Here is a 24,277-nt window from a genome sequence, read left to right as displayed (position 1 = left end):
CAATGGAGCCGTGGCGTAGCGTGCATCTCACCAAGGCGCGGCAGGTCGGGGAATTGATGGAGTTGCGCGGCGCGGAGCTCCCTTCCCCCGATATTTCCGTGCGCGCGCACTACGAGACGCTGCGCGCTTCGAATCCCTCCAAGGCGGTATCCTATATCGGCCACGCTTTGCCCCGGCGCGAGGCCATCCACTGGGCGGCCGGCCTGATCGATCCGAAGCTGAGCGAGAACGCCCCCGCCGAACGCGCCACGCTCGATAGCGCACGTCTCTGGCTGGATGCACCCGACGACGACAAGCGCCGCCAGGCCTATGCCGCGGCCCAGTCCGCCGACCGCGAGGCACCCGAACGGTCGCTGGCGACGGCGATCTTCTACAGCGGGGGCTCGATCGCGCCGGAGGGCGTCGCGCCCGTCCAGCCCGCCCCAGGCCTCGCCAATCGGCTCGCGGTGGTCGCGGTCGTCCAGGCCGCCTGGCGCAGCACCGACCCCAAGGGCTTCCTCGCCCAGGCGCTCGAACGCGCCGAAGCCATCGCCGAGCACGGGATCCAGCCCAGCAAATGACGCTTCGCCTCGCCATCGCCAATCTCGGCCGCTCGGCACTCGACAATGGCGTGCCCGCCGAGATCGTACTGCAGGAACGCGGCGCGCTGATCGGCCGCTCGCCCAATTGCGACTGGTGCCTGCCCGATCCGCGCAACCACATCTCGTCGCGCCACTGCGAGATCCGCTATCAGGACGGCGCCTATCTGCTCAGCGACCTGAGCATGAACGGCACCTTCGTGAACGGCCGCCAGGAACGCCTCACCCAGCCGCACCGGCTGGCGGACGGCGACGTGCTGACGATCGGTGGCTACGAGGTCCGCGCGACACTGGGCGCCGCCGCGCCGGTCCATGCCTCTGCCCATGCGACCTCGCAATGGGACGGCTGGGGCAACACGCCCGCGCCCGCCACGCCGCTTCCCGCGCCGGCGAACGGCGACCAGCACAAGCCCGCCACCGGCTGGGACCCGCCACCCGCCGCGGGCAATTGGGGTGCCGCGCCGATCGCCTCGGCACCGGGCGACAATGACAGCTGGGGCCCGCGCTCCGACAGCGCGCAAGGCTGGGCACCCGCCCCAGCCGAGCGCGAGGACCCGGTCGCCTCCGCCTGGCACAGCCCCACGCCCGACGCGCAGCCCGCCTCGGGTTGGTCGAGCGCCGCACCGGACCGCCCGCCCGCGCCGGCGCCTGACGACATCTGGGGCAGGCTCGCCGAGGGGAACGTGGTCGACTGGGCACGCGGCGGCTTCGGCCAGCCGATCCAGGAGAACAGCGACCCGCTCGGCATCCGTCCGGTCGGCACCGAACAGGCGCTCGGCGTCGCCCCCGCCCGCCCCTTCGGCGCACGCGACATCCCCGCCCCCACGCCGATCGGCGCGCCGGTGGCAGAGCAGCATTTCGCCATGCCCGCGACCCATGTCGCCGGAGCCAATGGCGCGACCCAGCCGCAGCCGCCGGTGGCGCCGCCACCCTCGGCTCCCGCCCCGGATTATGCCCTGGTCGAGGCATTCCTGCGCGCCGCCGGCGTGGATGGCAGCGTGAAGCAGCGCAACCCGGCCCTGCTCGATCGCGCAGGCCAGGTGCTGCACCGCCTCGTCGCCGGGCTGGTGGTGATGCTGGAGGCGCGGGCGCGCGCCAAGTCGCAGATGGGCGCGGAATCGACTGCGTTCGAAGTCGACGGCAACAACCCGATCAAGTTCGCCCGCACCCCCGAAGAGGCGATCGCCGCCCTGCTCAATCCGCCCGCACGCGGCTTCCAGGATGCCGGCCCGGCGATCGAGAATGCCTTTTTCGACCTGCAATCGCACCAGATCGCCACCCTGCGGGCGATGCAGGGCGCGCTGCGGGCGACGCTCGACCGCTTCTCCCCCAATGCGATCCGCCAGCGTGCGGAGAGTGGCGGGCTGCTCGCCAGGATCCTGCCCGGCGCACGCGATGCCGCGCTGTGGCAGGCCTATGAGAAGGAGTTCGGCGGAGTCGCGCAAGGATCGGACGAAGCGTTCATGGACGTCTTCGCCAAGGAATTCCGCCGCGCCTATGAGGAGCAGTCGCGCGCGCAGCGGCAGCGCTGATCACTCCTTCAGCTCGTCCACCACCTTGAACCACACCATCTGGGTCTGCCAGCCGTTCGCAGCCGCCTGGGAGACGAACTTGTTCGTCCATTCCGGCCCACGCCCGCCCAGCGGCGGGGCGATCAGCGTCTGGTCGAACGGTCCCTTTCCGCTGATCATGAGCACGCCCGACCAGCCGGGATGGTTGACGTCGAGCTGGATCTGGAAGCGGTCGCCCCCGCGATCGGTGACCATCCGGGTCTGCCCGGCCAGCTTCTTCAGCCCGTCGCGGCCCAACACGCCGGTGCCGGGGCCCGAGAATTCCGGATCGATCACGCCCGAGGGCTCGAGCCCGATCAGCGCGATATCGTCCTTGGGATTGGCGATGGCGATCTGCAGGACGACGTTCGCGGCATTCTCGCCGGGATAGCCGCTCAGCGACGGATCCGCCGGCTGCATCCGCATCTCGAACTTGCGCTGGGGCACGCCGAGCTGGTGCGAGTCCGGCGCGCGGACCTGGCGATAGGTGTCGAGCGCAGCACAGCCCGATTGGGTGATCTGGGCGACTTCGCTGAAATCGATGCTCGCGCCCTCGATCTTGCGCTGGGCAAGTACCTGGGAAATCTCGTTCTGCGCCGCGGAGGGGTTGCCCGCGACACCCGTCAGCTTGGCGATCGGCCCGGGCTTGCCCGGCGTCACCTCGACGATCTGCAGCCAGGTGCAGCCGACCGACGGCAGCGCCGCGTCGATGGCCGCGCGAGCGAGCTGAACGGGATCGTTCGAGGCGGCGGTGGCAGTCTCGGTCTTCGTGGGCGCCGGCCCGCGCGGCGTCAGCATCAGGCCCGCACCGGCCAGCACCACCGCCAGCGCTCCGACCCCGCCGCCGATCAGCCACCAGCGTTTCGGGTCGGCTTTTGAAGAGGTTACGGCCTCGATCTTCGCCACCTCGGCCAGCACCGCCTCCATCGACGGGAGGCGCTGGGCCGGATCGGGGGCGAGCATCCTGGCCAGCACCCCGCGCAGGGGCTCCTCGACCGCGCTCAGGTCCGGACCCGCCCGGCGCTTGTCGACCGCATCGACCAGCGAGCCGCCCATCTTCACGTCGCCGCGCTGGGCCAGGGCGAGGATCACCAGGGCGAGGCTGTAGACGTCGGTCCACGGACCGATCGACCTCCCGAAGTCGCCGAGCTGCTCGGGGGCAACATAGTTGAGCTTGCCCGCGAACCCCTCCCCGACGATCGTCGCGGTGCCGGGATCCATCTCCTTTGCGATCCCGAAGTCGATGATCTTTGCGCGGTCGAGCTTGCCGTCCTCGAGCAGGATATTGTCGGGTGCGATGTCGCGGTGGATGGCGCCAAGGCGGTGCGCGGTGTCGAGTCCGGCGGCCAGGCGCTTCAACAACGCGACCAGTTCATCCTGTTGTGGACTCAACTGTCTCATCTGGAGCGACAAGTTTGCACCGTCGATGAATTCGGTGACGATGTAGAGCACGCCGAGCTGCGGCTCCTCAGCGAGCACGATGTAGTGGACCAGCGCATCATGCCGCAGCCGGCGCAAAGTTTGCGCCTCGCGCCGGAACATCGACACGACGTTCGGATCCTTGGCGAGCGCGGGGAGCATCACCTTTATCGCGACGCGCTCGTCGGTGTTGATGTTCACACCCTCGAAAACCTCGCCCATTCCGCCCCGGGCGATGAAGCGCTTCACTTCGAACAGGTGGTTGAGCACGTCGCCGACCTGGATCGTCGTCCCCTCGCCGCGCGGCGCGAAGCCGGTCCCCGCGCCACCGGGCTGGAACTCGGTGGCGGGCTCGGCCGGAGCGCCCGGCTGGAACGCAGTCGCCGGTTCGGGCGCCGGTTCAGGCGCCGGCTCGGGCGTGGACGGCACGAACACCGTCTTGGGATCGTCCTTCGGGTCGCTCATCGCGCCATACCGGTAGAGGCAAAGCTTAGCTGGGTTGTTTCGCTGACGCCGACGATGACCGCCGTGACATTGTCCGGCGCGCCGCGTTCCAGGGTGAGCGCGATCAGCCAGTCCAGCGCTTCCCGGTGGCCGTGCCCGTCCAGCGCCTCGGCGATCTCGGCATCGGAGACGCGGTTGGTGAGGCCGTCGCTGCACAGCAGGAACACGTCCTCCGGCTGCGCCTGATCGACGATGACATCGACCTCGACCTCGCTCTGCGCCCCCACGGCACGCGCGAGGACATGCGACATCGGATGGCCTGCTGCCTCTTCCGGCCGGATCAGCCCGCGATCGACCATCGCCTGGACCTGGCTGTGGTCGCGGGTGAGCTGGTGGAGCACGCCGTCGCGCAGCACATAGCCGCGGCTGTCCCCCACCCAGAACAAAGCGAAGGCGGTTTCGTTGAAATGGAGCGCGACGAAGGTAGAGCCCATCTGGATGCCGCGCTGCACCGCCTCTTCGTGGATGCGGGCATTGGTCGCATGGATCATGTCGGCGATCGCGGTGCAGGCCTGGTCGAAATCCGCGGGCAGGTCGAGCGCGTCCACAGCCTCGGTCAGCGCGGACGACGCCCATTCGCCGTTCTCATGCCCGCCCATACCGTCTGCTACGGACCAGAAGGCGAGTTCGGGGCGGACGGCATAGCTGTCCTCATTATTGGTCCGGACCCGGCCGACATGGGTGCCGCCCACCCCGTCGAGACGCAGCTGCGCGCTCATGCATTCACCTCGGAACTCAACATCTTGGCGAGCAATCCCTCAGGACGCTCGCCCTCGCAGGACGCAGGCATGAAGCCCTCGCCGCCAAGCGTCCACCAGCGCGACGCCGAAGCGCCGGATTCGCCCGCCGGAACGAGCGTGCCAACTTCCGCGACCAGACGATCCACATCCCAGCCTTCACCGAACGCCCGGTAGACGAGATCCTCGACCTGCTCGGTCGTGTCGTCGCCTGCGCCGGCCAGCGCCAGGTAGAGCGGGAAGCGGCGCCCCACCCCGTCGACCGAGGCGACCAGCACCCCGGCCCCGTCCGGCCCGGCGAAGCGCCAGGGCGGCGCGCGGTCATAGCGCTCCTCGAAATCACTACCGAGCGCCGCGCGCGCCGCGAGCATCTCGCCCGACAGCCAGGCATCGAGCGCGTCGCGCTCCGCCGCACCGAGCCCGCGCGCGACGAAATCGCCATGCGCTGGCAGCTTGCCGAACAGGCGGGCGCCACTCACCGTCCCGCTCATAGCGCCGCCGGGCAGCGGAACGACCAGAGGTCGCCGCGGCTGAACGGGTTGCGCTGGCTGGGCAGCTGGATCGCCAGCGTGGCGCTGCCGGTGCCTTCGCCAAAGGTGGCGCGGATCGCCTGGGCGCCGGCATTCTCCACCTGCGCCTGGCCCATCAGTCGGAACAGCGCCCAGGGACCCTCCGCCTCGAAGCGACGCAACTCCTTGCCATCGGCCTGGTAGAACACAACCGAAGCTTCGGGCAGGCCGCCCGAGACCGACCAGAGCAAGGGCTTGGGCAGGTTGTTGGTCGCGTCGAATTTGTAGGTGGAGCCTCCGTTCGAGACTTCGACCGCGGTGACGCCGGGGCCGAACCTCGCCATCGACACCTTGATCGGCAGGCCGCCGGCGAGCAGGTCGCGGATCTGCGCGGCCTTGGCGAGCTGCTCGGGGCTACCGGGATCGAGCGTGCGCGCGATCGGATCGTCCTGCTTCCAGCGCCAGACCGGGCCGCTGGTATCGATCAGCGGCTTCAGCCGCTGCTGGACGAAGCCATCGAGCGTGCCGCCCATGCCGAACACGCGGAGCACATCAACCGCCGGGGCATCCTTGGCCGCGGCGGCCCCGAAAAAAGGGAAATGCTCCTGCGCGACCTCCTGGCACGCCGGGAGGACCGCCTGGGCATAGGCTTCGGAGACGGCGCCCTTGGCAGCGCTGATCTGCGCCGCCGATCCGCCGCCGGCCGCGGCGTTGACGAAGCCCTGGAGCTGGGGCGGTGCGCCCGCTGCGGCCGCCTTCACCGAGGCCATGGCAGTGGCCATTTGCGCCTGGGTCGCATCCGATCCGCCGCCGCCGCCGACCGACTGGGCGGCGATCACCGCCTGGCCGGCCTGCTTCACCGCGGCGACGAACTCGTCGATCGGGGCCGAGCCCTTGCCGTCGCCGACATAGTCGTGGAGCGGCTGGAAATAGGCGGTGATCTCCTCGCCGGCATCGAGCCCCGCGGCACGGCCATTGGTGGCGTCGCCGGCATAACGGCCAAAGCGCGAGCGGTTGATCCGGTCCTGCACGACCCGCTTGCCGACCGCCTGGGCACCCCCGGCGAAGATGGTGTTCTTGCGCAACTCGAGCAGCACACGCTTGATCGGCGACGGGCTCTTGGTCATCGCGCCGAACGCGGAGGGATCGCGGAAATAGTCCGCCGGCTGCATCGCCGCGATCACGCCTTCCCAGGCGGCGATATAGTCCTTGGCATAGAGGCCTGCGACGCCGGGGCGGATATTGCTCATCTCGTCGCGCACGCCGCCGGTATCGGCATCGCCGCCGAGCACCCAGAGATCGCGCTTCAGGTCTTCCTGCACGGTGGCGAGGCCGAGCGTATAGCTCTTCTCGAACCCGTCGCGGGTGAAGAAATAGGGCACGCGGGTGGACAGCACCTTCTCGCGATCGGCAAAGGCGATGGCATCGCCCTGCGACAGGATATTGGCGGCTTCCCAATCGGCGCCGGCGGTGGCCGCCTTCTGCTTCATCACCGCATAGGCGCGGTCGGCGAGCGAGAGGGTGCCGATCGCGGCGCGGGCGCTGGCGACGAGCGCGCCGTCTAGCGGCGGCTTGCGATCGGCCCAGACGCCGGCGAGGTTCCTGTCCTCGAGCAGCGCATCGAGGTGACGGGCGAGCTGGCCGCGCTCGGCATTGCTGTCCGAGCCCGGATAGACTTCGGTCGCCCAGTCGGTGGTGATCCAGCGCTTGACCGTCTTGGCGTCCATCGGGCCCTGCTGGCCGAGCATCAGATACACCTTTAGCGGCTCGTAAAGCGCCATCGCGTCGCCGCCATGGCCGCGCATATACTGCTCGATCCGCAGCATCAGGCGGGGGAGCATCACCCGGCGCAGCGCCTCGCGATAGGTCTCCTCGGCCTGGCTGCTGAGGCCGCTTTCGTAGAGGCCGAAGGTCATCATCAGCGGCGGGCCGCCCTTCTGGCGATCGGCATAGCCACGCGGCAGGGTGCGCAGCGCGTTGAGGCCGGGCAGCGCGGCGCGCAGGTCGCCGTCGCTTTCGCGGACCTGCTGGAGGTCGATGCCGGCTTCGCGGAACTGGGCGCGCGCGGCTTCGGTCTTGGCGAGCAGGTCGTTCTGGAAACCGCGATTATTGGCGAAGCTGACGCCCCAGGCGGTGAAGGTGAGCAGCACGACGGCGGTGATTCCGACCAGCCCCGCGACCAGCCGGGCGCGCTGGCGGCGGCGGGCGGCGGGGTCCATCGTGACCAGCCCGGCCTCGCCGAACATGACGTCGCCGAGCAGCCGGTTGAGGAAATAGGCACGGCCCGAGCTGCCGCTGCCCTGCGCCGGCTGGGCGGGACGGTCATAGATGTCCGCCATGCCCGCCAGGATGCGGTCGAGCGGCGCGCCCTGCTGGACGCCGCTGGTCAGGTAGAAGCCGCGCAGCTGGCCGCTCGGCTCGTCGCCGCTGGTGAAGGCGCCTTCGAGGAAGCGTGCGACCCGGGCGCGGAGCGAGCCGAGCTGGGCGGGGAAGCCGAGCAGCAGCGCGCGGCGGAGCGGATCGACTTCGTCGAAGAGGCGCTTGGCCTGGCGATCCGCGACGGCCTGGGTGACTTCGTCGAAGGCGCTGGCGACGTCATCGGCGCTGGGGCGACCGCGCGGCTGATCGAAGCTGTGGCCGAGCACGGCGCGGCGGCCCTCGACGTCGAGATCATCGAAATATTCGGTGAAGCCGGCGAGCAGGTCCGCCTTGGTGAGCAGGACATAGATCGGGGCGGCGACTTCGAGCGTCTTGCGCACCTCGACCAGCCGGCGGCGGACCGCGGCGGCGTGCGCGTCGATCTTCGCGCAATCGCTGGCGAGCAGCTCGTCCACGCCGATCGCGACGATCACGCCGTTGACCGGCTGGAGCGGGCGGTTCTTCTTGAGCAGCGACAGGAACGAGGTCCAGCCGCGGCTGTCGACCTGATAGTCCGAATCCTGGGTGGTATAGCGGCCGGCGGTGTCGACCATCACCGCTTCGTCGGCGAACCAGAAATCCAGGTTGCGGGTGCCACCCACGCCCTTCATCGCGGTGTCGCCGAAGGGGAAGCGCAGGCCGGAGTTGAGCAAGGCGGTGGTCTTGCCGGCGCCGGGCGGGCCGATGATCACATACCAGGGGCGCGTGTAGAGATAGTTGCGCTGCTTGCCCGAGGCGGACTTCAGCTGGGCGACGGCTTCGCGCATCCGCTGGCCGAGGGCCTTGCTCTCCTCGCCGGCCGGGTCGGGCGCGGCGAGTTCGGCGGCGATTGCATCGGCGGCCTTTTTGTGCCGGCGATGGCGGAGATACGCGAACAGGCCCCAGATCGACGCGACCACGACCACGCACAGGATCCGCACCCAGAGCGGGCGCAGGAACTTGACGAAGATCGGCAGGCCGAGCGCGAGCAGCAGCGCGACGATCAGCGCGCAGGCGATGGTGACGAACCACCAGTTCTTGAAGAGACGACGCATTCGCTCTGCTCCGCTCAATAACGCCGCGGCACGATGATCTCGACGCGCCGGTTCTTCGATTTGCCTGCCGCCGTGTCGTTCGACGCGATCGGGACGGTTTCGCCGAGCCCCTTGGTGGTGACGCGGTTCGGGTCGCTGAGCGACGCGCGGATGATCGTGCCGACCGTCTCGGCGCGCGCCTGGGACAGCGCCATATTGTCGGGGAAGCTCAGCGTCGCGACCCGGTCGCTATCGGCATGGCCCTCGATCGTGACCGCGCCCTTCTCCTTCTCGATCGCGTCGCCGATCCGCCTGAACAGCGTCTCGCGACCGGCTTCGAGCTGGTCCGAGCCGGACTGGAAGAGCTGGCCGACCGTGGTGCGGACGCGGACGGTCTGGGCGTCTTCCTCGACGGTGACGAGATGCTCGCGGATCTCGGGCTCGAGGAATTTGCGCAGCCCCTCGGCCTGGGCGCTGCCGGTGGACGGGAGCGCGGCCGCGGGGCGCGACAGGGTCAGCGGGGCGCCGGGGGAGACCGAGGCCAGCGCGGAGGACGGCGCCTCGCCGCTCGACATCAGGATCAGGCGCAGAATGATGAAAACGAGTAGCAATAGCGCCGCGGCGCCGGCGGCGGCGAGCGCGATCAGGTTCCACAGGCCGAGGCGCTTGAGTGGTGCGGCAACGCCGCGCCAATGCGGCACCAGCTCGGTCTGCGAGAGCGACCGCGTGTGGGTGAGCGCGCCCTGGAGCTTGGCCATGATCTCGTGCAGCCGGCGCTTGCCGTCGGGCATCACCCGGAAGCGGCCCTCGAACCCGGCGGCGAGGCAGGCATGGTAGAGCTCGATGATGTCGAGATTGTCGGCCGGCGCGCGCAGCATGTCGTCGGTGAGCTGCCAGAAGCGGTCGCCGCCGATATTCTCCTGGAAGAACTGGACGACCATCGAGCGGCGCGCCCATTCGGCGCCGTCGGTGCCGATATTGGGCAGGTTCTGGGCGATGTCGTCGATCGTCGCGCAGACCGCATACTTGGCGCGCTGGCGGACTTCCTCGGGGTAATGCTGGGCGATCGCGCGCTCGAACGAGGCGATCAGCTGGGTCGCCTCGCGGTGGAACTGCGGCATCGGCGCGCGGACCCGGCCCGAGCGGATGCCGGCGGCGAGCGCGAGCACCGGCGCCGCCTCGGTGAGCATGACGTTGCGGACGGCGCGCGGTTTCGCGGGCCGGGGCACGTCGTCCTCGGCCAGGCGCGAGGGATCGAGACGGACGCCCTGCTGGCCCTGGCCGGTGCGCGAGAGCGGCGGAGCGGGATCATAGCCGCCCTGCCCCTCATTGCCGCGCAACCCCTGCAACGGCGAGGGGCGGAAGACGGTGCGGTTGCCGTCGCCATTATCTCCGTTGCCGTTGGTCATCGGCCGGACCTCTTCACGCACCACAGTTCGAGCTTGAGCTGCGGCCAGTCGCCCGCCACGTGCAGCCCGAGCGCCGGCGCAGTGGTGACGTCGCGCCAGTCGGCGGCGCCGCGGTCGAGCTCGAAATAGACGAAGCCGGGCAGCACCCGGATCTGCGGTGGCGGCGTGGGGGTGTGGCGCAGCGGTACGCCGGGCAGCGCGCTGTCGACGATCTGCCGCATCTTGCCGATCGCGCCGATCTTGGCGACCGAGGGGAAGAGGCCGCGTATCTCCTCCAACGGCGCCGAGGCGGCGACGGCGAGGTAGAAATAGCCGTTCTGGAACAGGTTGTGGTCGGTGATCTTCGAGACGTAGGCGCCGGGCCCGGCATTATCGAGCGGGAGCTGGATCGCCGAGCGGTCGAACACCGCCGCCAGCATCGACTGGAGCAGGTCGAGCACCGGATCGAAGCAGGTCTGGGGATGCTCGTGATCGTAGCGCGGCAAGGGCGGCGGCTTGCGCTCGGGGCGGATCATCGTGGCGATCTCGCCGGCCATCGCGACGAAATTCTCGTAGAGCCGCTCGGGGTGGAGCATCGGCAGCCGCTCGGCATGCTGGAGTACGGGCACCCAGCGGTTGAGCGACTGGAGGAGCAGGAAGCTGCCGAAGGTCTCGGCGCCGCCATCGGTCGCCTCGACCGCACGGATCGCCAGCTCCTCGGCGCGCTGCTCGGCGCGGCCGAGAATATCGGTCACCGCCCCGCGCAGGCGCTGCGAGGCGTTCTTGTCGAGCGTCGGCGGGATGAAGCGGTCGTCGAACATGACGCGCTTGTTGTGGACCTCGCGCACCCGCACGACGCCGAGCGTCACCCGGCCATAGATCTGGTCGCGCAATATGCCGTAGCGCAGGTTCGGCCGGCCATAGTCGATGCCCTCGGTGGTGCGGTCGTCAGAAAAGGCGTCGGCCGTCTCGCGCTCGTCGACCAGGAAGCGCGCGTCGAGCGCGTTGGTCTCGGCATCGCGGAACTCGGTGACGCCGTCCTGGTGCGCCGGCAACGTCAGGTAGATCACCGAATCGCGCGCCTCGGCCGGCACGTCGAGCGGTTCGGGCGGCGGCATGTCGTCGGGGATGGCGAAGGGCGTGCCGTCGGGCAGCACCCCGGTCGCGCGGACCACGCCGAACTTGCCGAGGCTGGCCAGATCCTCGTCGATCACCAGCTCGGTAAAGCCCCAGGGCCAGGGCGAGACGCTGCCCACCCGGGCGCGCACCAGCGCGTCGATATAGCGGTCCTGCGCCTGGAAATGCTGCGGCCGCAGGAACATGCCCTCGCGCCAGGCGACGCGGTTATTTCCGGCCATATCCCACTCCTTCGAGCAGAGGGCTTTGTTTAAGCACAGCTTCCGATTCCCATAAAGCAAGGTTATCTGGTGCCCCTGCGGGCAGCGGCGCCCGCGCGTGAGACAGGGCGCGTAGATGCAGGATCGTGACGAGCCTTCGTTCGACCCGAGGACCTGGGGCTCCGGCAGGCCGGTCGCCGCCGCGCAGGACGCGTCGTTCGACGTGCGCAGCTGGGGCAATGGCCCCACTCCGCCCCCCGCGCCGCCACGGCCCCCGCGCGCGCCGATCGACCCGAACCTCCGCCGCTATGGCATCGCGCTCGGCACCGGCGCGGCGCTGGCGCTGGCCGGGGCGGTGATCGCCTTCGCCAATCGCAGCACCCAGATCGCACCGCCCAAGGCCGAGGCGAGCGCGGCCCTGCCCGCCCAGCCGCTCGCCACGTCGAGCCGGCGCACCCTCGTCCTCGCCGGCCCGGCAGAGATCGAGGACACGCTGCGCTCCGGCGGCATCGTTCCGGCCGAGGCGAGCCAAGCCGCCCGCCACGCGCGCGAGGCGCTCGGCACCGCCCCCGGCGAAATCCGGCTGATCTTCGACCTGCACGGCGAGCCCGGTGCGGCACAGCTGGATTCGCTGGAGGCGACCCGGGCCGATGGCGCGGGCCTGGTCCTGCGCCGCGCCGCGGACGGCAGCTTCGACGCGAAGAAGCTCACCGCCGCGCTCAAGACCCGGGTCACCGTCGTGCGCGGCGAGCTGGACAGCAACAGCTTCTACAGCTCGGCCGTCGCGGCGGGCGTGACCGACAGCCTGATCAGCGACTTCGCCAACGCCTTCAGCTTCGATTTCGACATGCAGCGCGAAGTGGCGCCCGGCGACATCTTCGAGGCCGGGTTCGAACAGGCCTACAACCCCGCCGGCGAGGCGGTGGGCGTGCCGCGGCTGGTCTATGTCTCGCTGCGCACCGCGGCCAAGTCGCGTGCGCTCTACCGCTTCACCCCGCCCGGCGAGCGCGAGGCCGGCTGGTTCGACGGCAACGGCCTCAGCACCATCCGCTCGCTGATGCGCACGCCCGTCGATTCCGCCCGCATCACCTCGCGCTTCGGCATGCGCGAGCATCCGATCCTGGGCTACCAGAAGATGCACCGCGGCACCGATTTCGCCGCGCCCACCGGCACGCCGATCTTCGCCTCGGGCAGCGCCGTGGTGGAGTTCTCCGGCCCCAAGGGCGCCAACGGCAATTTCGTCCGCCTGCGCCACGACAATGGCTGGGAGACGCTGTACCTGCACATGAACCGCATCCTGCCCGGCGTCACCGCCGGCGCGCACGTCTCGCAGGGCCAGCAGATCGGCGAGGTCGGCACCACCGGCCGCTCCACCGGGCCGCACCTGCACTACGAAGTCCATATCGACGGCCAGCCGGTCGATCCCATGACGATCCCGACCGGCACCGGCCAATCCCTGTCCGGCAAGGCGCTCGCGGCTTTCCGCAAGGAACGGGATCGGATCGACCAGCAACGCGCCGCTACCTCGAACTGACCGCGGGCGCAGGCGCGGCGGTGCGCGCCAGCATCGCGAGCGGGACCAGCACGACGACCAGCGCCATCGCCATCGCCAGGCTGGCGTTGAGCCCCTCGGCCGATCCGCCCCAGGCGGCAGGGCCGGCCAGGTCGAGATCGAACAGGCTACCGAAGCTGCCGATACCGGGATTGGGATCTAGCCCGAGCACCAGCTGCTCGGTGCCGTTCCAGGCGAAATGCGCGCCGATCGCGCCGGCAAGTCCCCCGCCCTGCGCGGCGAGGGTGCCGAAGAACAGCCCGCCGAGCAGCAGGTTGAGGAAGGAAAGCGGCGCGACGGCGGCACCCAGCATATGGAGCGCGGCGAACCCCAGCGCGGTCACCCCGATCGCCGGCAGCACGCCCCAGGCACGCGCCAGCACCGGCTGGATCCAGCCGCGGAAATAGAGTTCCTCGGCAGCGGCCTGGAAGAACACCAGCACCAGCCCGAGGAGCAGCACGGTCGCGCCGCCGCCACCTTCGCCGAAGCGCAGTCCGCCCGCGATCGTCGCGAAGGTAGTGGCCAGGCAGATGCCGAGCAGGCCAAGGCTCAACCCGGCGGCGAACCGCCAGCCCGGGCTGATGCCGAGCGCCACGACCTTGTGGTGCAGCACCGCACCGGCAGCCAGCGCGACGACGACCATCGCGCCGTAGAGCAGGAGGACGAACGCGGTCTCCTGCCCGGCTTGCGACCAGCCCGCCGGCACGATCGGCGCGACCAGGCCAGGGCCGGCGAGCAGGATCGCGGCCATCAGGCCGAGCCCCGCCACCAGCGATCCCGCCGCCGCAATCTGTTCGCGCATGCCGGTGCCGGGTCCGGCCATCAGCGGCGAGCCACCACGGGTGCCTTGGGGCCGGCCGACAGCATCATCTTGGTGCTGTCGCCGACGATGAAATAGGGCGCCCAGTAGAAGGGATGCGAGTATTTCGGGTCGCGCATCAGGCTCTGCTGCGCGCTCCGCAGCGCCTGGCCGATCGTCTGGGTGCGTGCCGCGCCGTAGAAGGTGCGCATCAGGTCCTGCGATTCCTGCTCGGCCGAGACCTGCCAATAGGTCGCCATAACCGACCGCGCATTGGCGGCGAGGAAGGCGCGGACGAGGCCTTCAAGGGTGGTCCCCGATTCCTCCTGGCCCGATGCACGCGCCAGGCTCTGGTCGCGCACGCCGCTGATGGTGTCGCAGGCGGAAAGCACGACGAGATTGGCGTTGAAGTGGAGCTGGGCGATCTCCGAGAAGCTCAGCAGCCCGTCCGACCCTGCATCGCCGAACGAGGTGACGAGCGCCGGCGGCGACTTGTTGCAGCCCCATTGCCCTTCCTGCAGGCCGTGGGTGGCGAAGTGGATCACCTGGTAATCGGCCAGGTCGCCGCGCTGCTCGATCGCCGTGTCGGTGAAGGCGGCAGCGGTGACCAGAGGCGCGTCCGGATCGCCCAGCGCCTGGGCCGCAGTGACCAGCTCGCTCTTGTCGATCGGCGCGAAGCCGCGCGAGATCGAGGCGAGCTGGTTGTAGCCGACGGTGCAGCCGAAGCCGACATCGACCATCCGGTTGACGCTGGCATTCTGCACCGGCGGGATGTGTGCGCCGAAGCCGAGCAGCGCATGCCGCGCGGTCGATTGCGGCAGCCCGCGCGAAACGAGGAACGAGCGCGGCGACAGCGCGGTCGAGATCGTCGTCTTCGCGGCGAGGAACGCGGTCTGCGAGAAGTCGAACGGATCCTCGTGGACGACCTTGGGATCATAATCGGTCACCAGCGCGCCGATCGGCAGCATGGTCAGCGGCCCGGCCGGATCGACCACCAGCGAGCCGGTCTTGAGCATCGCCTCGCGCGCCGGGCCCGCGATCAGGCGGAACAGCACGTGCGCACCGCCCGCGTCGTACGGCACCAGCTGCCCGTCGACGAGGCGCCCGTCGATCGAGCGGCGCACAGTGTCCGCCAGTCCGTCCAGCTCGGCGCGTTCCTTGGCGCTAGCGACGACCGGATAGATGAAGGTCTGTTGCTGCGTGATGTAGATACCGTAGACGCGGTTGCTGAGCTGGTAGAGCTTCAGATAGCCCTCGCCCGGGCGCAGCGCCTCGCGGATCGCGGCAACGGTCGCCGGCGTGTCGTCGACCGCCCGGAAGCGCTGGTTGCGCGAGAGCTGGTCGTTGACCACCAGCAGCTGCCCCTCGGCGCGCTGGCGCTGATCGTTGAGATCGCCGATCGTCTCGCCCGGTGCCGCCGCCTTGTCGGCAATGGCATAGCGCAGCCGGGTGATCTCGCGCTCGAGCGAGGCGCGGCTGCGGACCAGATCGGCCAGCTCGGGATCGGCGGAGACGACGTTCTGCAGCTGGTTGAGCTGGCGCGCCACGCCCGGCTGCCCGCCCGACTGCACGGCGCGGAAGAACAGCTCATAGGTGTCCGCGCGCGGCTTGGCCTTCGCCTCGGCGACCAGCACGTCGAGATAGTTCTCCAGCCCCGTCGGCAGGATGCTGCCCGTGCTGTTCGACGCGACCAGCGCATCGACCGCGACGGCATATTCCTGGCGGATCTGCGCGGCCGAGGCCCCGCTGCGCGCTAGCACCCCGGCGCGCTCGAGCTGCGCCTCGGCGATCGCCGGCTCGCTACCGGTGCCGAGCGAGCCGACCGCGCTGCGGCGGAGATATTGCAGCGCCCGGTCGAACGAAGCGAGCGCCACCGGCCAGTCCTTGCGCCGTGCGGCGAGACGGCCGCGCTGGCGCTCGATGCGCGCGCCGAGCCAGAGCGACTGGGTCGGATCGATCGGCTCGCCGAGCAGCGCGCGATAGGCACGGGTCGAGGCGTCGAGTGCGGCAGTGGCGCGGTCGTCCTGGCCGAGCGCGAGCAGCGCGACGCTGCGCGCCCAATTGGCCTGGGCATCGATCACCAGCTGCGAGAGCTGGCGGGTATCCGGCACCGCCACCGCATTGCTCACCTTGCCGGGGCGCGACTGGTTGAGCTGGCGGATCGTCGAGACGTCCATCAGCGGCTGGTCGGCCCGCGCCTCGACCGAGACGAGCCGGTCGAGCGTGGTCAGCGCCGCGGCGAACTGGCGGCGGTTGAGCTGGTCGAGCGCGACATAGGCGTCGCGCTTGCGCTGCAGATAGGCGGCGCGCTCGCCCTCGCTCTGCCCGATCAGCGCATCGGCCTGGGAGAAGCGCTGCTGGGCGCTGTCGTTGAACGACACGTTGGAATCGGCGAGCCCGGCCTCGAGCAGCAGCTCGGTGCGCGTGGCCGGATCGCTGCCCTGGGGCAGCCGGCTGATCGCGTCGTTGAGCAGGCGCGAGGCCTCGGCATAGCGGCCATTGTGGTTGAGCTGGATGCCCTGGCGCAGCGAGGCGGCGGCGTCGAACGCCTCACCGCCGCTATCCGCGACGACGGGCGCGGTGTCCGGGCCGGCGGGGAGCGCGGCAAGGTCGATCGTCGCCTTCACGTCGCGCCGGGGATCGCCGTCGAGCTTGCGGCGGCCGGTGAGCATGCCGACGCCTTCCTCGAGCTGGCCGAGCAGCGAAGGCGTGGCATTGGCGATCAGCCGGTCGCGGCCCATCGGCACGTCCACGCGCACGGTCTCGATGCCCAGCGTCTTGTCGGTGCAGCGTCGCGCCCGGGCCGGCGCCCCGGCGATCGTCACGTCCGCCTCGGCGCCGCAATCGAACAGCGCATCGACCGCCTTGAGCGCATCGGGGGTGTCGCGCACCACCCGCATCGCGCCGAGCGGCCGGCTGGCGGTGACGTTGCGGCAGGTGATCAGATAGGCGCTGTCGAACAGGTCCTTGGCGCCCGCGTCACGCCAGGTGCGGCTGGCGACGCAGGGCTCGTCGGCGGTGTTGCGGCCCAGGCTCAGGCTGTCGAGCTGGGTCCGCGGTCGCCCACCTTCGGACGCGCATCCGGCGAGCATCGCGAGGATCGCGGTGGTGGCGGCCAGCCGGGTGCGGGCATGGGGCATGCGCATCGTCACTTCTGCTCCTGGGGCATGGGCTGGGGCTCGATCCCCGGCTCGCCGGGCTCGGCGATCGAGCCGACGCCGGCGAACAGCGCCTCGTTGTTGCTGCCGATCACCGGATCGAACGGCAGGGTGAAGTCGGCCTCGGCCCGGAACACCACCAGACGGCCCGGGTCGAACACGTTGAGGGTCGGCTGGGAGATCGTCGTGGTCAGGCAGCCGGCCGCGGTGCCGAGCACGCAGCCGTTCACCCGGGCATTGACCAGGTCGATGCCGGTGGAATTGATCACCGTGTTGCCGAGCACCGCGGTGGAGGTGCCGCCGATGCCGTTGATCGTGCCGAACATCGCGAAGGCGGTCCGCTTGCCGCCGCCCGGACCGATCAGGCTGAGCGTCGCCCCGCCGCTCGTGCTGCCGCCCAGCGCCACGCCGGTGTTGAACCCGCGGGTGCCGGTGTTCTGGAACAGCGCGAAGTCGTCGAACCGCACCGTCAGCCGCCCGGCGGTGAGCGTGGTCTCCTCGCCCTGCACATAGGGCGATCCGCCGGCCAGCGCGCTGTAGAGCGGCGAGTTGGAATTGCCGATCAGCCCCGCCGCCTGGTCGGCCGAGGCGCCGCCATTGGCGAACAACAGGTCGAGCAGCCCGCTCTGGCCGAGCGCGATCTTGGCGCCGCGCAGCTCGAGGTCGGCATTGCCGAAGAACAGCCGCCCGCCCGCATCGGCGGTGGCGAGGATCTGGATCGTCTTCGCCAGCGTATTGTCGGTCGCCGTGCCGCCGAAGCGGAACAGCCGCCCGGCCCCCTCGCCTTCGACCACGCCGACCACCTTCAGGTCGCCGGTGGTGAGGATGTCGACATGGCTGCGCCCGGTCTGCGCGCCGAACTTCAGCGTGCCCACCCGCACTTCGCCGCTGCCCCCGTCGAACACCGCGCGATCGGCGTCGATCTTCGCGATCTCGCTCTCGCTCAGCCCCAGGCCCGGCCCCGCGGCATCGGCGGCGGCGCCGAGGCGCAGGCCGCCCGCGGCATCGCGGCTGCCCACCGTCACGGTCGGCGCCTTGAGCGTGCCGTTCAGCACCAGGTCCCCCGCTCGTACGGTCAGCGCGCTGGTGCCGGTGATGTTGCCGAGCGTCGCGGTGCCGCCCGCGAGCAGGGTCGCGGTGGCGGCGGTCAGCTTGTCGATGCCGAGCGCGCCGCTCAGGTCGATCGAAGCGGTTCCGCTCACCGTCGCGTCGGTGATCGTCGCCGATCCGCCGGTCAGGGTCAGCCCGCCCAGGGTCAGCGTGCCCAGCGTCGCGCTGCCGCCCTTCAGCACCGCGTTGGCCGCGCGCAGCTTGCCGATGCCCAGCGCGCCGCTCGCGGTGAGATTGGCGTCGCCCGTCACATTGCCGTCGGCGAGCTGGATGCTGCCCGCGGTCACGGTGAGCGCGCTCGCCGTGCCGGTGCCGAGATTGACCGCATTGGCGGCGGTGATCGTCATCCCCGCCGGTGCCTGCCAGCTATCGATCACGACGCCATCCGCCGAGCCCAGAGTGATCGCGCCGGCGCCGCTCAGCGTGCCGAGGTCGATCGTGCCGGTGGTGCTGGTCAGCGACGCGGTGCCGGTGGCGGTCAGCCCGTCGGCGGTGATGCTCGCCGCCCGGAAGGCGAGGTTGCCGCCGCGCAGCGCCTGCACGTTCAGCGCCCCGCTCGCGGTGAGCGTCGCCGCGCCGGCAATCGTGGCGTCGGTGACGGTGATGCCGCGTCCGGTCACGGTCAGCGCGCTCGCCGTGCCGGTGCCGAGCGCCACGTCGTTGGTCGCGGTGATCGTCAGCCCGGCCGGCGCCTGCCAGCCATCGACCGAGACATTGCCCGCCGATCCGATCGTGATCGCCCCGGTGCCCTTGAGCTGGCCGAGATCGACGCCGCCCGTGCCGCCGGTCAGCGTGGTCACGCCGCTGGCGGTGAGCGTGTTCGCGGTGATGCCGCCCGCCTTGAGCGTCACGCCGGCGCCGGTCAGCGTGTCGATCGCCAGCGCCCCGGTCAGGTCCGCCGAGGTCGCGCCGGTGACTGTCGCATTGGCGATGCTCGCCGATCCGCCGGTCAGGGTGAGCGTGCCCAGCGTCAGCGTGCCCAGGGTCGCATTGCCCGCCTGGAGCACCGCGCTGCCTGCCTTCAGCGTATCGACATCGAGCGCACCGCTCGCGGTCAGCGTGGCGGTGCCGGTCACGACGGCATCGGTCAGGTCGATGCTGCCCGCGGTCACGCCCAGCGTGCCGGCGGTCAGGCTGTCGGCGCGGACGCTGCCCGCCTTGAGCGTCACGTCGGCGGCGCCCAGCGTGCCGATGTCGAGCGCGCCGGTCAGGTCGCTGGTCACCGCACCGCTCACCGTCGCGTCGGTGATGCTGGCCGATCCGCCCGTGAGCGCCAGCGTGCCCAGGGTGAGCGTGCCGAGCGTCGCCGAGGCGGCATGGGTGGCCAGGCTCGCCGCCTGCACCGTGTCGAGCGTGAGCGCACCACCGGCCGTGGCGGTCACCGCCCCAGGCGCGGTCAGCTGGTGCACCGAAAGCGCACCGCCGGCGCCAAGCGTCGCGCCCGCGCCGCTGGTCAGCGTGCCGACATCGATCGCGCCGCTCGCGGTCAGGCTGATCGCGGTGCCTGCACTGGCACTGCCCAGCGTCATCGCGCCGTTCGACGCGGTCAGGCTGAGCGCGGTGCCGGCACTCACGCTGCCGATGTTCATCGAACCCGAGGTGATGCTCAGACCGCCCGGCGAGGTGATGCTGCCGGTGGTCAGGTTGCCGACCACCTCGAGCACGACATCGGTGCCCGACAGACCCGGATTGGCGCCGCTGCGCCCGAGGATGTCGCCACCCGACTTCAGCGTCAGCGTCGCGCCGGCGGTGGCGCTGTCGGTGAGGATGTCGCCGCCAAGCGCCACCAGCGTGACGTTGCCGGCCGCGCTCGCGGTGCCCACCGAGAGGTCTCCGCCGCCATTGGCGGTCAGTGTCAGGTCGGTCGCGGCATGGGCGGTGTCGATCGAGAGCGTGCCCGCGCTGGTGGTGGCGCTGGCCGCGCCGCCGGTGCTGTCGAAGGTGACCAGGGCGATCGTGCCGCCGGTGAGCACTGCATTGCCGCTCGCGGTCCACGAGCCGCCGGTCAGCGCACCGCCGTTCACGGTCAGCGTGGTGCCGTGGAGCGTGCCGAGGTCGATCCCGCCGCTGCCGGTATCGATCGCCACCGTGCCCGCGCCGTTCAGCGCGGTGCCGATCAGGTTGCCGCTGGTCAGGCGGATGTCCACGGCATTGACCGCGTCGAGCGTGCCGAAGCGCAGATTGCCGTTATGGGTCAGCGCGGCAGCGATCGCCGTGTGCCCGGCATCGACCGAACCGATCGTGCCGACCTTGACGCTGTCGCCCAGGTCGATCGTCTGGCCATTGCCCGCCCGCAGCCCGAGCTGCCCGGTGCCGCTCGCGCCCGCCTGGAGCACGCCCGCGCCGAAATCGATCCCGCCCGCGCCGTCGAGGATCAGCGCGCCGGTGCCGCTGCGCAGCGTCAGCCCGGTGCCGCCGGTGATCGCGCCGCTGGTGGCGGTGATGTCCACCGTGCCGCCGGCCGACTGGATCTCATTGCCATTGTCCACGCCCAGCGCCACCGATGCGCCGCGCACCCGGTAGTCGCCGCCCGCGGTGATCGCATCGGCGATCGATACCGCGCCCAGGCCCTGGACCCGCACATCGCCGGTCGCGGAGCCCGACTTCAGCGTCACGATCCCGCCGGTCGAGCCCAGGTTCGCCGCGCCCGCCGTGGCGGTGAAGCTGTCGATGCTGACATTGCCCTGCATCGCCACATCGACGGTGGAGCCAGACAGCGTGCCGACGGTCGCGCCGCCCGCGCCGCTCAGCGAGACCGCGCCGCCGGTGCTGGTGATCCCGGCTCCGGTGATCCCGCCATCGACGACCAGGGTCACGGCGCCCGTGGTGATGACGTTGCCGAAGGTCAGGCTGCCGCTCAGCGGTGCGCCGCCTGCGATCACCAGCCCGCCGGCATCGACGTCGCCCAGCCGGAAATTGCCCGCCGCGCTCGAATCGATCACGACCTGCGACTGGCGGCCCGGCCCGCCGCGCAACAGGCTGTCCGCGCCAAGATTGGCGCCGCCGTGCAGGGTCAGCGCCTCGGTACCCAAACCGTCGGAATTGGCGGTGAGCTGCAGCCCGGCAAGGCTGGAGATGGTGTTGCCAGCGCCGCTTGCGGTGATGTCGACCGCGCCGGTCGCCCCCTGGACGCCGCCCAGCGTGACACCCCTGCCGTTGACCACGTAATCGCCAGTGATCGAAACCGGCCCGTCCACCGTCACCGCGCCGCTCGCCGTGACGCTGACATTGCCCGCGGTGGTCGACAAGCCGGCGAGATCGAGCGTCCCACCGGTCGCGTTCAGCGTGATCCCCGCCGGGCCGCTCACCGCGCCCGCATCGATCGTCACTGCCTGGACGTTGACCGTGTTGCCGCTGACCGTGCCGAGCCGGGCGTCGCCGCCCGCCGTCACCGCCAGCGCGCCGGCTGCGCTCAAGGCGCCCCGTCCGCCGCCGACGCCGGTCAGGTCGTCCGCCGCGTTGATCGTCACCGTGCCGCCGCTGCTGGTCACCGATCCGGCGGCGATGTCGTCGCCGCTGGTCAGCGAGACCGCGCCGGTCGCAGTGAGCGAGGTCAGGCCGATATCGTTCGCGCCGGTGGTGGTGATCGTCGCGTCGCCGGTCACGCCCACGGTATTGAACGAGACCGTACCGGCCGAGGTCACGCCCAGCCCGCCGCCGGCGGTGATCGCATCCACCGTGATCGCGCCGCTCGCGCTGGTCAGCGTCACCGCGCCGCTGGTGGTGATCGACAGGCCGTTGAGGCGCCGCGTGCCGCTGGTGCCGGTCGTCGCCAGCGTCGCGCTGGCCGCGTTGATCGCGCCGAAGTCGATCTGGCGGCCGCTCAGCGCCACGCTGGTCGCCGCCTGGATATCTCCGGTGACGAGCACCGGTGCCTGCAGGCTGACCAGCCCACCGCTGGTCAGGTTGCCGGCGCTGATCGACTGGCTCGAGACGAAGCTCAAGTCGGCGGTGGTGTCGACGTTGCCGAGGACGAGATCGCCGGTGAGGTTGGCGCCGCCCGCGATCGCCAGCGAGGCGCCGTTGACGTTGCCGAGCGAGATGTCGCTGTTCGCGGGGGTGGAGATCACCACAGCCGACTGCCGGGCACTGCCGCCATTCAGCGTGCTGGTGCTGTTCAGGTTCATCCGCCCCTGCAGCGTCAGCGCCTCGGCGCCGACGCCATCCGAATTGGCGGTGAGGTTCAGCGAGCCGCTGTTGCCGATCGTGCCGTTGCTGCGGCCGGTGATCGTCACCGCGCCGCCCGCCGCCTGGGTGCCGGCCAGCGTCACCGCGTCGCCGGTGACATTGTAGCTGCCGGAAACCGTCACGGCACCGGTGACGAAGGCGTCGTCATCGGCGTTCACCGATGCCGATCCGGCCGACACGCTGATCCCGCCGACCCGCGCGTCGCCGGTGTTGGTGATGAGCGTTGCCCCGGTCGCCGCACTCACGCTGGAGACATCGAGCGAGCCCGCCGTGACCGATACCAGGTCGCCGATCGACTCCACCGTGCCGAGCAGCGCGCTGCCGTTCACATCGATGGTGGCCGTGCCCGTCGCCGAGACGTTCGCCCGGCTGCCCGCCGGCACGCCGCTCAGCGTGCTGGCCTCCATCGTCACCGTGCCGCCGGTCGAGCGCACCGATCCGGCGCGCAGCGCGTTCGCCGCCTTGAGCGACACCGCGCCCGGCGCGGTCAGGCTGGTCAGGGTCAGGTCGTCGGCCTCGATCGTCGCCGCGTCCGCCAGGGTCACGTTGCCGAGCGTGATGTCGCCGCCATTGCCCAGGATATTCGCCGCGCGGACCAGCTTGCCTTCCAGCGCGCCGCCCGACAGGCCGCCATCGATCCGCAACCCGCTGACGTCGCCGAGCCGGACATTGCCATTGCGGCTGCCGCTGAAGATGTTGACCGCCGAGGCGAGGCTCGAGCCGCCCGCGTTCAGCGTGGTACCACTGCCGAAATCTATGTCGCCATCGGCATCGAGCACCAGCGGCCTGCCGCCCGCGCCCGAGCGGTCGGCGATCAGGGTCAGCGAGCCCAGGCCGGTGATGTCGCCGTCATAGGCGGTGATCGAAACTCCGCCCTGCGCCTGCTGGAGCAAGGTGGTGCTGGCCTTGCCCAGCGTCACGCTCGGCCCGCGCACCTTGTAGTCGCCGCCGCTGCTGACCGTGCCGGCGACGGTAACCGTATCGGTTCCGCCGATATGCACGCCGGCATTGGCGGCCGAACCGGTATAGGTCAGCGATCCGCCGACGGTGACGCCGACATCGTTGTTGGTGTTGATGCCGGTCGCCTGGATGTCCGGGTCGATCGAGGACTGGCCGCCGACGATGACGATGCCCTTGTCGCCCGCGACAGCGCGGACATCGCCGTCGATGCGGAGCAGCGAGTTGGTCGCGGAACCCCGCGTCGCCATCGCGAAATAGACGTTGCGGCCCTGGATCGATCCGCCGACGATCTGCATCGCCTGGCTGACATTGGTGCCGCGGGTGATCTGGATGCCGAGCGGGCTGCCCGGGGTGAAGTTCAGCGTCACGTCATCGGCGGCGACCAGCGCGACGTCCTGGGTGCCCGAATCGAGCGTGCCGTTGGAGACCACCTGCGCGCCGAGCAGGATCAGGCCGATGCCGGTGCCGCGCGTGGTGATGCTGCCGTTGACGGTGATCCCGCTGCTGCCATTGCCCGAGAACTGGTAGGCGCCGTTGATGAAATCGCTGTTCGAGATGTCGCGGGTCGAGGCGACGAACGAGCCGGTCGATACGCTGCCCGTGCCGCTGACCATGATCCCGTTGGGATTGACCAGGAACACGCTGACGTTCGCATCCGAATTGAGCGCGCCGGCGATGGTGCTGAGCGAGCCCCCGGTCACGCGGTTGAGCACCGCGACGTCGCCCGCCAGCCCGGTGCCGAAGGTCACGCTCGAGCCCTGGGCGATGTTGAACCGCTGCCATTCGATGATCGTGCTCTGCGCGCGCAGATCGACGTTCATGTTGGTCGAGGAGCCGTTGGTCGGTCCGGTGAAGACCGGGGCTGAGCCGCCGGGCCCCACGGTGATGGTGCCGGGATTGGCCGGCGTGTTGTTCTGCGCGCGCGCCGCCGTCGGCAGCAGCGTCATGCTGCCGGCGAGCGCGGTGGACAATGCCAGCGCCCGCAGGGTCGAGGATCGCGCGGTGCGGGCCTGGCCGGGGTTGGTCGTCATGATACGCTCCTCGAACTACCGGCGAA

12 protein-coding genes are annotated in these 24,277 nt (G+C 70.6%); 3 read left to right on the top strand and 9 right to left on the bottom strand.

All coding sequences use genetic code 11. The features are described from left to right. Positions 1-2: 2 nt before the first annotated feature. Positions 3-560, top strand: a complete 558-nt coding sequence (locus GGR46_RS12830) for a DUF6931 family protein (RefSeq protein WP_183998288.1) — start codon at positions 3-5, stop codon at positions 558-560. Next, complete coding sequence (tagH, locus tag GGR46_RS12825) at positions 557-2,110, top strand: type VI secretion system-associated FHA domain protein TagH (RefSeq protein WP_183998286.1); 1,554 nt, start codon at positions 557-559, stop codon at positions 2,108-2,110. Before GGR46_RS12830 ends, tagH begins: the two co-directional genes overlap by 4 nt. Here the strand turns inward: tagH and GGR46_RS12820 are convergent, their stop codons facing one another. Genes GGR46_RS12820 through tssK form a run of 6 tightly spaced genes read right to left on the bottom strand, consistent with a single transcriptional unit; the run spans position 2,111 to position 11,474 of the window. After that, positions 2,111-4,012: a serine/threonine-protein kinase gene (locus GGR46_RS12820; protein WP_183998284.1), complete on the bottom strand. Its 1,902-nt coding sequence runs from the start codon at positions 4,010-4,012 to the stop codon at positions 2,111-2,113. It lies immediately after the preceding gene. Next, entirely contained in the window at positions 4,009-4,770 is a 762-nt protein-coding gene (locus tag GGR46_RS12815) for a PP2C family protein-serine/threonine phosphatase (RefSeq protein WP_183998282.1), read from the bottom strand. The genes GGR46_RS12820 and GGR46_RS12815 overlap by 4 nt, the downstream gene beginning before the upstream one ends. After that, complete coding sequence (gene tagF / locus GGR46_RS12810; protein ID WP_183998279.1) at positions 4,767-5,267, bottom strand: type VI secretion system-associated protein TagF; 501 nt, start codon at positions 5,265-5,267, stop codon at positions 4,767-4,769. The genes GGR46_RS12815 and tagF overlap by 4 nt, the downstream gene beginning before the upstream one ends. Before the next feature lie 8 nt (positions 5,268-5,275). Continuing rightward, a complete protein-coding gene (tssM, locus tag GGR46_RS12805) occupies positions 5,276-8,749 on the bottom strand; it encodes a type VI secretion system membrane subunit TssM (RefSeq protein WP_183998277.1) in 3,474 nt (1,157 codons plus the stop codon). Positions 8,750-8,763: 14 nt separating this feature from the next. Further along, positions 8,764-10,158, bottom strand: a complete 1,395-nt coding sequence (gene icmH / locus GGR46_RS12800) for a type IVB secretion system protein IcmH/DotU (protein ID WP_343058141.1) — start codon at positions 10,156-10,158, stop codon at positions 8,764-8,766. Beyond that, positions 10,134-11,474, bottom strand: a complete 1,341-nt coding sequence (gene tssK, locus GGR46_RS12795) for a type VI secretion system baseplate subunit TssK (RefSeq protein WP_183998266.1) — start codon at positions 11,472-11,474, stop codon at positions 10,134-10,136. Before tssK ends, icmH begins: the two co-directional genes overlap by 25 nt. Positions 11,475-11,589: 115 nt before the next feature. Between tssK and GGR46_RS12790 the strand changes: the two genes are divergently transcribed. Next, a complete protein-coding gene (locus tag GGR46_RS12790) occupies positions 11,590-12,987 on the top strand; it encodes a M23 family metallopeptidase (protein ID WP_183998259.1) in 1,398 nt (465 codons plus the stop codon). Here GGR46_RS12790 and GGR46_RS12785 read toward each other — a convergent pair. From GGR46_RS12785 to GGR46_RS12775, 3 genes are read right to left on the bottom strand one after another with little or no spacing between them, the layout of a single operon-like run. Beyond that, on the bottom strand, positions 12,974-13,828 hold the full coding sequence (locus GGR46_RS12785; protein WP_221262717.1) for a type II CAAX endopeptidase family protein: 855 nt from the start codon (positions 13,826-13,828) through the stop codon (positions 12,974-12,976). The genes GGR46_RS12790 and GGR46_RS12785 overlap by 14 nt on opposite strands. Beyond that, positions 13,828-16,950: a CHAT domain-containing protein gene (locus tag GGR46_RS12780; RefSeq protein WP_246426138.1), complete on the bottom strand. Its 3,123-nt coding sequence runs from the start codon at positions 16,948-16,950 to the stop codon at positions 13,828-13,830. Before GGR46_RS12780 ends, GGR46_RS12785 begins: the two co-directional genes overlap by 1 nt. Positions 16,951-16,952: 2 nt before the next feature. Further along, a complete protein-coding gene (locus GGR46_RS12775) occupies positions 16,953-24,251 on the bottom strand; it encodes a two-partner secretion domain-containing protein (protein WP_183998253.1) in 7,299 nt (2,432 codons plus the stop codon). Positions 24,252-24,277 lie beyond the last annotated feature (26 nt).

The organism is Sphingomonas kyeonggiensis, from assembly GCF_014196745.1.
In the GTDB taxonomy this organism is placed as follows: Bacteria; Pseudomonadota; Alphaproteobacteria; order Sphingomonadales; family Sphingomonadaceae; genus Sphingomonas; species Sphingomonas kyeonggiensis.
The sequence above is the reverse complement of the archived record's forward strand: the minus strand, read 5'-3'. Positions and strand labels throughout refer to the sequence as shown.

Bases quoted from the DNA above. Each gene is read 5' to 3' on its own strand.
- GGR46_RS12830 (WP_183998288.1), top strand. From the start codon at position 3: ATGGAGCCGTGGCGTAGCGTGCATCTCACCAAGGCGCGGCAGGTCGGG.
- tagH (WP_183998286.1), top strand. From the start codon at position 557: ATGACGCTTCGCCTCGCCATCGCCAATCTCGGCCGCTCGGCACTCGAC.
- GGR46_RS12820 (WP_183998284.1), bottom strand. From the start codon at position 4,012: ATGAGCGACCCGAAGGACGATCCCAAGACGGTGTTCGTGCCGTCCACG.
- GGR46_RS12815 (WP_183998282.1), bottom strand. From the start codon at position 4,770: ATGAGCGCGCAGCTGCGTCTCGACGGGGTGGGCGGCACCCATGTCGGC.
- tssM (WP_183998277.1), bottom strand. From the start codon at position 8,749: ATGCGTCGTCTCTTCAAGAACTGGTGGTTCGTCACCATCGCCTGCGCG.
- tssK (WP_183998266.1), bottom strand. From the start codon at position 11,474: ATGGCCGGAAATAACCGCGTCGCCTGGCGCGAGGGCATGTTCCTGCGG.
- GGR46_RS12790 (WP_183998259.1), top strand. From the start codon at position 11,590: ATGCAGGATCGTGACGAGCCTTCGTTCGACCCGAGGACCTGGGGCTCC.
- GGR46_RS12785 (WP_221262717.1), bottom strand. From the start codon at position 13,828: ATGGCCGGACCCGGCACCGGCATGCGCGAACAGATTGCGGCGGCGGGA.
- GGR46_RS12780 (WP_246426138.1), bottom strand. From the start codon at position 16,950: ATGCGCATGCCCCATGCCCGCACCCGGCTGGCCGCCACCACCGCGATC.
- GGR46_RS12775 (WP_183998253.1), bottom strand. From the start codon at position 24,251: ATGACGACCAACCCCGGCCAGGCCCGCACCGCGCGATCCTCGACCCTG.